Here is a 12,886-nt window from a genome sequence, read left to right as displayed (position 1 = left end):
CGCCAGCCCGTCCGTTGGGTGCCGGCGGGCGCCGGGGGCGCGGCGCCGTTCTAGGACGGAACCAGGCCCATTGCGAAAGCGAACCCCTGGACGAACTCTCGCTCCGAGGGATCCGACTCAGCGGCCGCCAAAGCCGACAGTTCATCGAGCAGCCTGCGCTTGTCCGCGTCCGACAATTGGTTCAGCAGGTATGCCGCGTACTCCATCTGCTTCAGCGCCGTATCGTCATCGAGCACCGAGTCATCGCACGCCTCGAAGAACCACGTGTAGGCGACCACGACTTTGAGGAGTTGAGCCACCAGCCCGGGAGATTCGGTCATCGCCGCATCCTCCTCCAGCCCTAGGACGTCACTGGGCTTGCTCGGAATGGGGCGGGGCTCCCCAAAGCCAGGATGGCGGCGGCCGGAAGCCGTCCGCCGCCAGGTACAGGTCTCGATGGGGCGGAGGATGGAAAGTTGGGGCCACACCACGCGAGAACGGGCCGGAGCCGCGCTGTCTACACGCGTGCGAGGAGATGCCGACTCGGCTCGTAGTTGATCTTCCAGTCGGCGCAGGACCCCAGCACCCCGTCGGCAACGCACCGGATCCCTACACTGACCCAGCGGACCGAGTCGTCAGGGCGAAAACGGATGGGCCGCTTTTGGTCGGACGGCCGGTCGGCGCCTTGCAGGCTCCCTAGCATCGGGTCTGTGGGCCGAGATAAGACGCCGGAGTACCGGCCGGTGAAAGACGCGCACAAGACGCTTGGGCTTTGGTCGATCCGCCGGGCGTTGACGTTCGCCTTCACCGCGGCTGTGGTGTTGCTGGTCGCTGCGTGGTTCTTGCTGTCATTGCTCCTTGGGTCGCCGCCGCACGCCGAGCCGAAGCCGCTGGAGACGAAAGACCTCCTAGAGCTACTCAAACTCGTCTTCGCTCTGGTCGCCGGTGTCGGTGCCCTGGTCGCCCTGGTCACCGCCTACCGCCGTCAGCGGGTCGACGAGGCCGCCGGGGAACGCGCCGAACGTGTCCAAGCCCACGTCGAGTACGGCCAGGGAGTCGAACTGCTGGGCCATGACAAGGCCGCCGTCCGGCTTGGCGGGTTGTACTCGCTTGAGCGCTTGGCGCAAGACCATCCCTACTACCGGCAGACGGTTATCGATGTCGTTTGCTCATACCTGCGGATGCCCTTTCGGGCTACGCCGGCCGAACACGACGACCAATCCGAGCAAGCTGAGCAGTTCGACGACCGCACCGCTCAAGAGCCCGAACTACAGGTCCGTCTCACTGCGCAGCGGCTCCTCAAACGCCATCTGACCGTCACGGAGCCGGGCAATGAGCCATCCACCTTCTGGGATGGCATCGATATCGACCTCACCGGTGCCCATCTGATCCACCTCGACTTCACTGACTGCCGCCCAGCAAGCGCCACATTCACCAACGCTCATTTCAGTGGGGAAGCCAAGTTTCGCGGTGCGCGATTCATCGGGCAGGTCCGGTTCGACGGGGCGCAGTTCGGCGGGGACGCTCGGTTCGGCGAGGCGCAGTTCGGGGGAAGCGCCCGGTTCGAGGGAGCGCAGTTCAGGCGGGAGGCGCGGTTCGCGAAGGCGCAGTTCGCCGGGCCTGCCGGTTTCGAGGGGGCGCAGTTCGGCGGGGACGCGCGCTTCGGTGAGGCGCAGTTCGGCGAATACGTCGGGTTCGAGGGAGCGCAGTTCAGCGGAAACGCCTCGTTCAGTGAGGCTCAGTTCGGCGTGTACGCAGTGTTCGAGGGAACACAGTTCGGCGGGGAAGCCCGGTTCGGCAAGGCGCATTTCCGCGGAAGCGCGCGGTTCGAGGGAACTCGCTTCAGCGGGGACACTCGGTTCGAGGGAGCTCAGTTCGGCGAATATGCCGTATTTGATGGGACCCAGTTCGGCGGTCACGCCGTGTTCAATGGGGTGAAGTTCGGCGGGGACGCCCGGTTCGGCGGGGCGCACTTCGAGCACGACCCCGACTTCGATGGCGCTATGGCGAGCTATCCGATCGAAAACCATGTATGGCCGAGCCCCTGGCGTGCGCAGAGAGACACGGCTGACGGGGCACAACTCACTCGGGAGAACTGACAGCAACCAGCCAGCGACCGGTCTGGTCTTGCATAGTCCATGCCGTGCCAGCGGGATCGCTTCTCCGTATGGCGTACGGGGCGCTACACGAAAGGTTTGTTGGATGGGGACGCTTCGGCGCGATGAAGAGTTGACTCGTGAGGTCGTGCAGATTGTGCGGGGTGTCGTTGGATCTTGTGTCGTGGGGTGTTATCGGCATGGGTCGGCTGTGCTTGGTGGGTTGCGGGTTCATAGCGACATCGATTTGTTGGTTGTGGTTAGTCGGCGGCTTACTGGAGGGGAGCGTCGGGCCCTATTGGGGAGGTTGTTGGCGGTTTCTGGTGGTCCCTTGGGGGGTGGGTCGGGGCGGCCGGTTGAACTTAGCGTTGTGGTGCAGTCGGCCGTTCGGCCTTGGCGGTATCCGGCGGAGTGTGAGTTTCAGTATGGGAGTGGCTTCGGGCGGAGTATGAGGGTGGGCTGGTGCCGGGGGCGGAGTCGTGTCCTGATCTCGCGGTGTTGATCACGATGGTTTTGATGGGTGGTTCTTCGGTGTTCGGGCCGGCGGCGGGCGAGGTTCTGGAGCCTGTGCCGCGTGAGGATCTTCGGGCTGCGTTGCTCGACGGGGTGCCGGGGCTGCTGGGGGAGGTTGAGACGGATACGCGGAATGTCTTGCTGACCTTTGCCCGGATTTGGAGCACGCTGGTCACTGGCCGGATCTGGTCCAAGGACGAGGCCGCATCGTGGGCGCTTGCTCGGCTTCCCGTAGAGCACCGGGCTGTGTTGGTCCGTGCCCGGTCGATTTACCTGGGACTGGAGGACGAGCGCTGGGACGACCTTCAGGACGCCGTGTGGGAGCACGTTGGTTACGTCCGTCGGCAGATTCAGGCGGTTAGCGGGTCAGGTGTTGGCTATTCGGGTTAGCCATTCGGTTAGGAGGGTTTGTTCGGCGGGGGTCAGGGTGGTGAGTCTGGGGGTTGCGGCGCGTAGGGCTATGGCCAGGTGGGTGGGGTCGGCGGGGGTGGTCGGGCCGGTGTCGGTCGTTACTGCTGTGATGGCGGCTTCTCGGGCGAGGGTGGAGAGGGCCGGGTCGCGCTGGTCCTCGGGGAGTGAGATGAGGGTGAAGGTCGTGCCGCGGCCGGCGGAGTGGACGAGGAGGGCGGCGCGTTCCTCGCTTACGCGGAGGCGGCCGGTTTCGGCGATGCGCCGGATGCTGTGGGCCAGGATGGCCGAGGCGCGGCGGGCGGCGGGGGTTTCCACGCCGGGGCGGGCGTCGCCGTAGATCAGGGAGTACAGGGACGGGTTGCCCACTCCGAACTCGACGTGCAGGTCCCAGCCGCGGCGCAGGTCGTCGACCGGGTCGTCCGTTTCGCCGAGGGACGTCTTCGACGCCAGGTAGGACTCGAAGCCGTGGTCGGCGACGGCGTCCAGCAGGCCCTGCTTGTCGCCGAAGATCCGGTAGATGGCCGGTGACTGGACACCGGACTCCGCGCAGATCGCGCGGGTGGACAGTGCCTCGCGGCCGCCCTCGGTGAGCAGCCCGTAGGCCGCCTTGATGATGCGCTCTCGCGTCGCGTCCCGCTTCATGGCCTCCGCCTCTGCTGATGCTGCCAACGATAACAAGTTCATGTTGGCGGTGTTGACGTTGGCGTCGTTAACGTGTTTTCGTTGTCAGCATTAACAGCTCGCTGGAGACGAGGCACGTTATGTTCCGCAAGTACGTCATCGCTCTGATGCTCGTCGCCGGTCCGGCGCTCGCCGGGTGTGCGGCCTCGGCCGAGCCGGAGTCGCCTGGGCGGGCGGGGCCGGGGCGGGTCACCGAGCTCGTCATCGGGCTCGACATGCCGTGGGGGCTGGCCTTCCTGCCGGACGGGTCGGCCCTGGTCTCCGGGCGCGCGTCCGGGCAGATCCACCGGATTCCGGCCGGCGGCGGGCAGCCGGTGCTGGTCGGGGAGGTGCCCGGCGTTGTGGCCAGCGCCGAGGGCGGCCTGCTCGGGCTGGCGACCTCGCCCGAGTTCGCCGAGGACCGGACGGTCTACGCGTACGTCTCCGGGCCGCCCACCAACCGTGTCGTGGCGCTTCGCGTCGCGGAGGATCTGCGGTCGCTCCGGCAGGAGCGCGTCGTCCTGGACGGGATCGAGACGGCCGACCGGCACCACGGCGGGCGGCTGCGCTTCGGGCCCGAGGGCAACCTGTGGATCGGGACGGGGGACGCGTTCGAGCCCGAGAACGCGGCCGATCAGGAGTCGCTCAATGGCAAGATCCTGCGGATCAAGCCGGACGGGTCGATCCCTGAGGACAACCCCACACCGGGCTCTCCGATCTTCTCTTCAGGGCATCGCAACGTGCAGGGCATCGCCTTCGGTCCGGACGGCACCGCCTACGCGTCCGAACTCGGTCACCGGACGTGGGACGAGCTGAACGTCCTGCGGCCGGGCCGCGACTACGGCTGGCCCGAGACCGAGGGGACGGACGGCGGCACCGGTGTGCGGCCGATCTTCACCGTGCATCCCGACGACGCGTCCCCCTCGGGCATCGCCTACGCGAAGGGGTCCATCTGGATGGGCGCCCTGGGCGGGCAGCGGCTCTGGCAGCTTCCGGTCGACGGGCCCGAGGCCGCGGGGGAACCCGTCGAGCACTTCGTCGGCGAGTACGGGCGGATCCGCACGGTGGAGCGCGCCCCGGACGGCTCCCTCTGGATCGCCACGTCCAACACCGACGAGGCGACCTGGGGAGGCACCGACCCCCGGCCCGGCGACGACCGGATCCTGCGGCTCGACCTCGGGTGATCGACGGGGATCAGGACGGGTCGAGGCGGTAGAAGCGCCACAGGTCGTGGTCGATGGGCAGTTCGGTGCAGCCGCCGTAGCCCGCCGCGGCGGCGTAGGAGCGCACGGTGCCGGGGCGCAGGACGGTGCCGGCCTCCACCGCGGCGCCCTCGGCGCGCGTGGCGGGCAGGCAGTGCAGGACGCTGAACCCGTAGTTCAGCCGTTCCAGCAGGTCACCGGGGGCGGTGAAGCGCTCGGCGACCTTCTCGTCGCCGATCAGGACCGCTCCGCCGGGGGCGAGGAACTCCCGCGCCGACCGGAGCACCGCCACCGGATCGGCCATGTCGTGCAGCGCCTCGAACGTGCAGACGAGGTCGTAGGGTCCGGTGGCGCCGGGTTCGGCCGCGTCCGCGCAGGCGAAGGTCACCCGGTCCGCCAGGCCGTGGTCGGCGGCGTGCTCCGACGCCTCCGCGACCGACGCCTCGTCCATGTCGACGCCGTGGACGCCGGCGGCCGGGAACGCCTCGGCCAGCGCGATCGAGGACCAGCCGGTGCCGCAGCCGAGGTCGAGCACCCTGGCCGGGCCGCTGGACAGCCGGGCCTCGATGTCCGGCAGCGCCGCGACCCAGTCGGCGATGCCGGCGCGGAACCCGGGCCGGTTCATGCCGCCGATCCCGTGCCGGGTGCCCGGCCCGTACGCGGCGTACGGCACGCCGTCGCCGGTCCCGTACGCCTCGGCCACCTGCGGCAGGATCTCGGCGAGGGAGACGACGAGTCCGGGGAGCACCCCGGCGTAGTTGACGCTGTCGGTGTCGAGCAGCGTCTCGCGCACGTCGTCGGGCAGGGCGAACGCCCGCGCGTAGGGGTCTTCCTCGTCGGCGGCCGCGGTCAGCAACCCGCTCGCGGCCTGCTGTTCGAGCCACTCCCGGGCGTAGCGGGGGTGGATTCCGGTCTTGTCGGCCAGGCCGCGGGCGTCGAGGGGGCCGCCCGCGAGTGCCTCGTACAGGCCCAAGCGGACGCCCAGCGCGGTGCTCATCATCTCCATCGTCGAGACCGCGTCCGCCAGCATGCGCTCGGTGATCTGTTCTGCCGTCATCTCTTTCACCCCGATAGGTCGGCGAGCCCCTACCTAGACTGGGCTCATGCCACGACTATTTCCCGTTATCGGTGTGGACGACATTCCCCGCGCGGTCACCTTCTGGACCTCCGCGCTCGACCTCGTGGTGTGGGAGAAGTCGGCCACACCGAGGTGGCGGACGCTGGAGCACGCCGACGGGTCGGGCCCGGCGCTGGGCCTGATGCTCAGCGAGACGCCCGCGGAGCGGCACCCGCGCATCCATCTGGACCTGCTGGTGGACACCACGGAGGAGCAGGAGGCCGAGATCGAGCGCCTGGTCGGCCTCGGGGCGAGCAGGATCGACTGGGACCTGTACCCGCCGGACTCGGACTTCGTCGTCCTCGCCGACCCGGACGGCAACGCCTTCTGCGTCGTGGACATGAGCCGGTAGGCCGGCCCGCGTCAGCCGGTGCTGCCCGCGCTCACCAGTTGCCGGATGTCGTCGGGGAGGGCGTCCTTGACCTTGTTCATCATGCCGCCCTGGGTGGCCTCCCCCACCACTTCCAGGACGACCCTCGCCATGTAGGCGGCCCGGGGGTCGTCCGCACCGGAGCGGGCCGCGACGCGCTCGATGAAGTCGTGCCGGTCGAAGCGCTCGCCCGTCCCGGCGCCGCCGAACACCTCGGTGCGCCGCAGGTGCTCGCCGATCTCGCGCGGCAGCTGCGCGGCGAGGTTGTCCGCGAGGCCCTCGGGCAGCCGCTCGCCGAGCGTTTCGAGTGTGGCGCGGCAGGCGGTCTCGGCTTCCCCCCGGCTGCGCAGGTGGGCGCGTGCCTGGACCTGACCGATCAGATGATCGTGCTGCATGTCGTCCCCCTCACGACTGTTCACGCTTTTTCCCGCCTTTCCCCACCAGAGCAGGAAAAACCCGCCCGACCTCGGGGGACGTCGAGGACGGGGACCGCGTGCCCCGCGTCAGAGCTTGACGGCGATGCCCGCCATCCCGAGCTGCTCGCCGGGGGCGAGGTCGCCGGGGTCGACCGGGCCGTCGGGACGCCACAGGGCCGTATAGGTCACGCCGGGCTCGATCAGCTCGAAGCCGGCGAACTGGGCCTCGATCTCCTCGGGCGTGCGGGCCCAGCCCTCTTCGAGGTTCTCGCGGGTGATGCGGGCGAGTTCCTGCTGCTGCGGGAGGCCGGTGTCGACCAGGGACGTGATGAACAGGTGGCTCCCGGGGACGAGGACGTCGCGGTAGGCGCTGACGACGTCGTCGACCACGTCCGGGGAGAGGTAGTGCAGCATCCCGACCAGCATGATCACGGCCGGGCGGGAGAAGTCGAGGAACCCCTTCACCCCGGGCGCGGACAGGACGGCCCCCGGGTCGCGGACGTCGGCGGTCATCACCTTGGTGACGTCGTTGTTCGCGAGCAGGGCGCGCCCGTGCACCGACACCAGGGGGTCGATGTCGACGTAGACGACGCGGGCCCCGGGGTTCTCGCGCTGCGCGACCTCGTGGGTGTTCTCGACGGTGGGCAGCCCGCTGCCGAGGTCGAGGAACTGGTCCATCCCGGCTTCCCGCGCCAGGTACCGGACGCCCCTGACCAGGACCTTGCGGTTCTCGATCGCCGACTCCCGCAGCCCCGGGATCAGCTCGGCCGTCTGGTCGGCCAGGGCGCGGTCCACGGCGAAGTTGTCCTTGCCCCCGAGCAGCGCGTCGTAGGCGCGGGCGATGGTGGGCTTGTCGAAGTCGAGCTCGGCCGGAGGCCATTCCGGCGTTTCGTCCGCCATGGTCACCCTGTCCAGTTCATGGTCCGGTTACGGGATCATGGTATTGCGGACGCGCCGGAAAAGCCGCAGAACGCCGCGACGGCTTCGGCTTCCGGCCGGCTACGTGCTGCGGAGCGCCCTCAGCGACTCCTTCAGGGAGCCGACCGTGCCGAAGACCGCCGTGGGCTCGTAGCCGCAGTGGGCCATGCAGTTGGCGCAGCGGGGGTCGCGGCCCCTGCCGTAGGACTCCCAGTCGGTCCCGTCGAGGAGTTCCCGGTAGGTCTGGGCGTAGCCGTCCGACATCAGGTAGCAGGGACGCTGCCATCCGAACAGCGAGTACGACGGGATGGCCCAGGCCGTGCACGGGAAGTCGACCTTGCCCTCCAGGAAGTCGAGGAAAAGGGGCGAATGGTTGAGCCGCCACCGTTTCCGGTTGCCGCCGGCGAACGCCTTGCGGAACAGTTCCCGCGTTTCCTGGACGCCCAGGAAGTGCTCCTGGTCGGGCGCCTTGTCGTAGGCGTAGCCCGGCGAGATCATCATCTCGTCCACCTCGAGGTCGTCGTTGAGGTAGTCGAGGACCTCGATGACCGTCTGCGGGGTGTCGGTGTTGAAGAACGTCGTGTTGGTCGTGACGCGGAAGCCGCGGCGCCGGCATTCCCGGACGGCGGCCACGGCCTCGTCGAAGACGCCCTCCTTGCAGACGGATTCGTCGTGGCGTTCCCGCAGGCCGTCGATGTGCACGGCCCAGGCGAAGTAGGGCGACGGCTCGAACCTGTCGATCTTCTTCGGGATGAGCAGGGCGTTCGTGCACAGGAAGACGAACTTCCTGCGCCGGACGAGCTCCGCCACGATCCGGTCGATCTGCGGGTGCATGAGCGGCTCGCCGCCCGCGATGGACACCATGGGCGCGCCGCACTCCTCGACGGCGGCGACGGCCTGCTCGACGGGCATGCGCCGCTTCAGCACGTCGGCGGGGTGCTGGATCTTGCCGCAGCCCGCGCAGGCGAGGTTGCAGGCGAAGAGCGGCTCCAGTTCGAGCAGCAGGGGGAACTTGTCCCTTCCCCGCAGCTTGTTGCGGAGGATGTGGGTGCCGACACGGACGCTCTGGCGCAACGGAATGCTCATGATTCGCGAACCTCGTTCGACGCTGCCACGTAACGGCCCAGGGCGCTGATCGGGAACACGAGCCGGTAGAGGTGGTAATTGATGTAGAAGTCGCCGGGGAAACCGGTGCCGGTGAAGTGCTCCTCGTCCCAGTTCCCGTCCGGGCGCTGGTGGTCGACGAGCCACCGGACGCCGCCGTCCACGGCCGCGGAGCGCTCCCCGGCGGCGAGCAGCGCGAGCAGCGCCCAGGCGGTCTGGGACGGCGTGGACGCCCCCCGCCCGATCCACGCCGGGTCGTCGTAGGAGCGCAGGTCCTCGCCCCAGCCGCCGTCGTCGTTCTGGTGCTCCTCCAGCCAGCCCACGGCCCGGCGGATCGCGGGCTTGTCCGGGCGGACGCCGGCGGCGATGAGCGCGGGCACCACGCTCCCGGTCCCGTAGACGTGGTTGGCCCCCCAGCGCCCGAACCAGGAGCCGTCGGCCTCCTGCGCCTTCAGCAGCCACACCACGGCCCGCTTGACCACGGTCGTCCGCGCGTGCCCCTCCTTGGCGAGGGCCTCGACGACATGGGCGGTGACGTCCGCGGACGGCGGGTCGATGACCGCGCCGAAGTCGCAGAAGGGCAGCCTCGTGCACAGCTCGCGGGTGTTGTCGGCGTCGAAGGCGCCGAAGCCGCCGTCGCGCGAGGCCATGCCCGCCAGCCAGCGGACGGCCCGGCCGATCGGCTCCGCCGCGCCCGGGAGGCCGGACCTGCGCAGGGCGAGGATCGCTTCGGCGGTGTCGTCGGTGTCGGGGTAGACGTCGTTGTCGAACTCGAAGGCCCAGCCGCCCGGCGGGAGGGACGGGCGGCGCACCTGCCAGTCCCCCGGGCCGCGGACCTCCTCGGCGGCGACCCAGCGCGCGGCCCGGAGCAGGGCCGGGTCGCCCGGCGGCGTCCCCGCGTCGGAGAGGGCGTTCATCGCCAGGACCGTGTCCCAGACCGGCGACTGGCACGCCTCCAGGCGGCGGCCCTTCTCGTCCCTGATCGTGAACCGGTCGAGCCCGGCGAGGCCGCGCCGGACGACCGGGTGGTCGAGGCCGTAGCCCAGCTCGTGCAGGGCCATCAGCGAGTACACCCACGGCGGCTGGATGCCGCCCCAGCAGCCGTCGGCCTCCTGCCGGGCGATGATCCACTCGGCGGCGCGGCGCAGCGCGGCGGTGCGCAGCGGCCGGACCGGGCGCTTCTCGTACACGTGCAGGGCGCGGTCGAGCGTGGTGAACACTCGTCCCCAGCCCTTCGCGTCCTGAGCGGGACGCACCCCGGACCGCAGCTCGGCCAGGTCGAACGGCAGCGTCCGGACGGGACGCAGCGACCCGAGGACCGTCAGCGGGACAATCGTCTGCCGCGCCCAGCACGCCCAGTCGTAGACGTTCAGCGGCACCCGGCTCGGCAGGAACATCAGCTCGGGCGGCATGACGGGCAGGTCGTCCCACGACCACTGCCCGAACAGCGCGAGCCAGATGCGGGTGAACACGCGGCTCGCCTCGATCCCGCCGGCCTCACGCACGCAGCCGGCGGCGCGCCGCATGTGCGCGGCGCCGGCGGGGTCGCCGGCCAGCCGCAGCGCGACGTACGCCTCGATCGTGGTCGACAGGTCGGGCGGGCCGCCGAAGAAGTTCGCCCACGTGCCGTCGTCGCGCTGCCGCGACCTGATCCAGCGCGCCGCCTCGCGGGTCTCGCCGTCGGCGCGGATGCCGAGGAACTGGCGGAGCAACAGGTCCTCGGCGTCCATGGTCACGTTGGTCTCCAGCTCCGCCTTCCACCACCCCTCGGGCGACTGCAGGCCGAGCAGGTGGTCGCGGGCGGCCTCGACGGCGGCCGCCGCCGCGCCGGTGAGTCCCGGCGCCTCGATCGTGGTCATGGAGCGCTCCCTTCCCTCCCGGTCAGTGGTTCTGCGCGGTCGAGCGGAGGTGCCGGCGGACGAGGCGGGCGGCGGTGAGGCCGCTGCGCACGGCGCCCTCCATCGTGTCGGGCCAGCCCGTGTCGGTCCACGCGCCGGCGAGGAACAGCCACGGCAGCCGGGTCGCGGACGCGGGACGCAGCTCGCCGCTGCCGGGGCCCTGCCGGAACGTGGCGTGCCGTTCCCGCGTGACGAAGAAGTCGGTGACGCGCGCCCGGCGGGCGGCCGGGAACAGCCGTGCCAGCTCGGCGAGGTACACCCGGCGCAGCTCCGCGGTCGGCGTGTCGATCCGGTCGTCGGCCGCCGACACCGAGACCGCGAGGTACTGGCCGCCGGTCAGGCCGCTCACCGCGGTCCGGTCGAACACCCACTGGACGGGCGAGCCGACCGCCGCGGCGAACGGCACGTCCATTACCGGCCGGTCGTAGAGGACGTGGACGTTGACGATGGGGCTGGAGCCGAGGCCCGCCCAGCGCTCGCGGTCCGGGCACGCCTCCGCCGGGACGAGCCCGGCCGCCTGCCGGTGCGGCACCGCGACGACGACGGCGTCCGCGGTGACCGGGGCGCCGTTCACCACCAGCTTCGGCCCGGCCTCGATCGCCGTCGCCTTCGCGCCGAGGTGGATCCGGCCGCCGTCCCGCTCGATCTTCGCCGCCGCGACCGTGCCGTGCAGGTCGCCGAGCGGGACGGACGCGACGCCGATGTCCGCGGCGTCGGACCGGCCGAGCAGCGCCGTCTGGCAGACCATCGCGGCGGGGCCGAGCGCGGCGTCGTCCAGCCCGATGTTGAGCGCGGCGGTCACGAACAGCTCCCACAGCGCCCGCCGGGCTTCCGGCCGCTGCCCGTGGCGGGCGAGCCAGCGGCCCATGGCGATCCCGTCGAGGGACGGGTCGGCGGGGTCGAGGCGCTGGAGCGCCAGCGACGCGCGGACGGCGCGCAGCCGGTCGGCGGGCGGGAGCAGCGCGTAGCGGGCGAGCGCGGGCATGAAGTGCAGCGGGCCGGGCGCCTTGGCGCGGCGGAGCCGGCCGTGCGCGCCGTCCGGGGTGAGGACGCGGACGTCGAAGCGGTCCTGGACGTCGACCCGCTCCAGCGCGTCCAGCCGCTCCAGCAGCCCCCGGTACGCCGTGCAGCACTTCAGGAAGATGTGCTGCCCGTTGTCGACGGTGAGCCCGTCGCGCTCGAAGGAGTGCGTGGCGCCGCCGAGCCGGGGGCGCGCCTCGTAGATCGTCGTCCGCACGCCCGTCTCCTGCAGCGCGAGCGCCGCCGTGATGCCGGCGAGGCCGCCGCCGACGATGGCGACGTGTCCTTCCCGGTCTCCGACGGCGCTCATCGGCGGAGCCCCGCCATCGCCTTGGCGGACACGGCGGCCTTCTCCCAGCCCGGCAGGGACGTGCGCCTCTCCAGCGCCGCGAGGGGGTCCGCGGTGATGCGCCGCAGCAGGTGCCGGTAGATGCCCGCCATCGCCCCGGCGCAGGCCGCGCTGCGGCGGTCGAGCATGGGCAGCAGCTTCAGCCCGGTGGCGTACCACTCCTCCGCGCGGGACGCCTCGAACCGGACGAGCGCCGCCAGCCGCTCCGGCGGGTCGGCCGGGCGGCCGCGCTCGTCCCGGTGCAGCGTGCACCCGAACCGGGCGAGGTCCTTGGCCGGGAGGTAGACGCGCCCGTTCTCCCCGTCCTCCCGGACGTCCCGCAGGATGTTCGTGAGCTGCAGCGCGACGCCGAGCGCGTCGGCGCGCGGGACGGCCGTCTCCGGGTCGGCGGTGCCGAACACGCCGAGCGACAGGCGGCCGACGGCGCCCGCGACGCACCGGCAGTACCACAGCAGGTCGTCGAAGGTGTCGTAGCCCGCGCCGCGGACGTCGGCCTCGCAGCCGTCGATGAGCTCCCCGAACGCGTCGAGCGGGATCGGGTGGCGGCGCGCCGCGTCGGCCAGCGCCACCAGCACGGGATCGGCCGGATGGGCGGCCGGGTCGGCGAGCCGCGCGCGCTCGTCCGCCAGCTTCGCGAGCCGGTCCGCGGCCGGTGCCCCGTGGTCGTCGCCGATGTCGTCGATCCGCCGGGCGAAGGCGTAGACGGCGCTCAGCGCCCGGCGTTTCGGGCCGGGGAGCAGCCGGATCCCGTAGGCGAAGTTGCGCGCCTGCGAACGGACGACCCCCGCGCAGTGCCGGTAGGCGCCGGCCGTCCCCACTCCGGCCTCGTCCAT

13 protein-coding genes are annotated in these 12,886 nt (G+C 71.1%); 4 read left to right on the top strand and 9 right to left on the bottom strand.

All coding sequences use genetic code 11. The annotated features are described in order from the left end of the window. Nucleotides 1–50 precede the first annotated feature (50 nt). A complete protein-coding gene (locus IEZ03_RS11785) occupies nucleotides 51–320 on the bottom strand; it encodes a hypothetical protein (RefSeq protein ID WP_184888308.1) in 270 nt (89 codons plus the stop codon). A gap of 369 nt (nucleotides 321–689) precedes the next feature. Here IEZ03_RS11785 and IEZ03_RS11780 point away from each other — a divergent pair, with 369 nt between their 5' ends. Together IEZ03_RS11780 and IEZ03_RS37780 are read left to right on the top strand one after the other, a co-directional pair. Beyond that, nucleotides 690–2,078 (top strand): pentapeptide repeat-containing protein, encoded by a 1,389-nt coding sequence (locus tag IEZ03_RS11780; protein ID WP_184888310.1) that lies wholly within the window; start codon nucleotides 690–692, stop codon nucleotides 2,076–2,078. Between the two features lie 492 nt (nucleotides 2,079–2,570). Beyond that, complete coding sequence (locus IEZ03_RS37780; RefSeq protein ID WP_221480879.1) at nucleotides 2,571–2,978, top strand: DUF4111 domain-containing protein; 408 nt, start codon at nucleotides 2,571–2,573, stop codon at nucleotides 2,976–2,978. Here the strand turns inward: IEZ03_RS37780 and IEZ03_RS11770 are convergent. Next, on the bottom strand, nucleotides 2,955–3,668 hold the full coding sequence (locus IEZ03_RS11770) for a TetR/AcrR family transcriptional regulator (RefSeq protein ID WP_229808223.1): 714 nt from the start codon (nucleotides 3,666–3,668) through the stop codon (nucleotides 2,955–2,957). The genes IEZ03_RS37780 and IEZ03_RS11770 overlap by 24 nt on opposite strands. A 92-nt stretch (nucleotides 3,669–3,760) precedes the next feature. Between IEZ03_RS11770 and IEZ03_RS11765 the strand changes: the two genes are divergently transcribed. Then, entirely contained in the window at nucleotides 3,761–4,843 is a 1,083-nt protein-coding gene (locus IEZ03_RS11765; protein ID WP_184888312.1) for a PQQ-dependent sugar dehydrogenase, read from the top strand. 10 nt (nucleotides 4,844–4,853) lie between these two features. Here the strand turns inward: IEZ03_RS11765 and IEZ03_RS11760 are convergent, their stop codons facing one another. Then, nucleotides 4,854–5,918, bottom strand: coding sequence for a class I SAM-dependent methyltransferase (locus IEZ03_RS11760; RefSeq protein ID WP_184888314.1), 1,065 nt, complete (start codon nucleotides 5,916–5,918; stop codon nucleotides 4,854–4,856). A 73-nt stretch (nucleotides 5,919–5,991) separates the two neighbouring features. Between IEZ03_RS11760 and IEZ03_RS11755 the strand changes: the two genes are divergently transcribed. Continuing rightward, nucleotides 5,992–6,330 carry a VOC family protein gene (locus IEZ03_RS11755; RefSeq protein WP_221480880.1) on the top strand — a complete coding sequence of 113 codons (339 nt, stop codon included), beginning with the start codon at nucleotides 5,992–5,994 and terminating at the stop codon, nucleotides 6,328–6,330. Between the two features lie 11 nt (nucleotides 6,331–6,341). On the opposite strand, the gene IEZ03_RS11750 is transcribed toward IEZ03_RS11755, so the two are convergent. From IEZ03_RS11750 to hpnD, 6 genes are all read right to left on the bottom strand, one after another. Further along, nucleotides 6,342–6,767 (bottom strand): DUF2267 domain-containing protein, encoded by a 426-nt coding sequence (locus IEZ03_RS11750; RefSeq protein WP_229808222.1) that lies wholly within the window; start codon nucleotides 6,765–6,767, stop codon nucleotides 6,342–6,344. Between the two features lie 84 nt (nucleotides 6,768–6,851). Next, on the bottom strand, nucleotides 6,852–7,664 hold the full coding sequence (locus IEZ03_RS11745; RefSeq protein WP_184888318.1) for an SAM-dependent methyltransferase: 813 nt from the start codon (nucleotides 7,662–7,664) through the stop codon (nucleotides 6,852–6,854). Nucleotides 7,665–7,763: 99 nt separating this feature from the next. Beyond that, nucleotides 7,764–8,768 carry an adenosyl-hopene transferase HpnH gene (gene hpnH / locus IEZ03_RS11740; protein ID WP_184888320.1) on the bottom strand — a complete coding sequence of 335 codons (1,005 nt, stop codon included), beginning with the start codon at nucleotides 8,766–8,768 and terminating at the stop codon, nucleotides 7,764–7,766. Further along, the gene (gene shc, locus IEZ03_RS11735; protein ID WP_184888322.1) at nucleotides 8,765–10,645 is read right to left on the bottom strand and encodes a squalene--hopene cyclase; all 1,881 of its coding nucleotides are present in this window, start codon (nucleotides 10,643–10,645) and stop codon (nucleotides 8,765–8,767) included. The genes hpnH and shc overlap by 4 nt, the downstream gene beginning before the upstream one ends. 22 nt (nucleotides 10,646–10,667) lie before the next feature. Further along, complete coding sequence (gene hpnE / locus IEZ03_RS11730) at nucleotides 10,668–12,014, bottom strand: hydroxysqualene dehydroxylase HpnE (protein WP_184888324.1); 1,347 nt, start codon at nucleotides 12,012–12,014, stop codon at nucleotides 10,668–10,670. After that, a complete protein-coding gene (gene hpnD, locus IEZ03_RS11725; protein ID WP_184888327.1) occupies nucleotides 12,011–12,886 on the bottom strand; it encodes a presqualene diphosphate synthase HpnD in 876 nt (291 codons plus the stop codon). Before hpnD ends, hpnE begins: the two co-directional genes overlap by 4 nt.

This window comes from Actinomadura livida, assembly GCF_014648675.1.
GTDB lineage: Bacteria > Actinomycetota > Actinomycetes > Streptosporangiales > Streptosporangiaceae > Spirillospora > Spirillospora livida.
The sequence above is the reverse complement of the archived record's forward strand: the minus strand, read 5'-3'. Positions and strand labels throughout refer to the sequence as shown.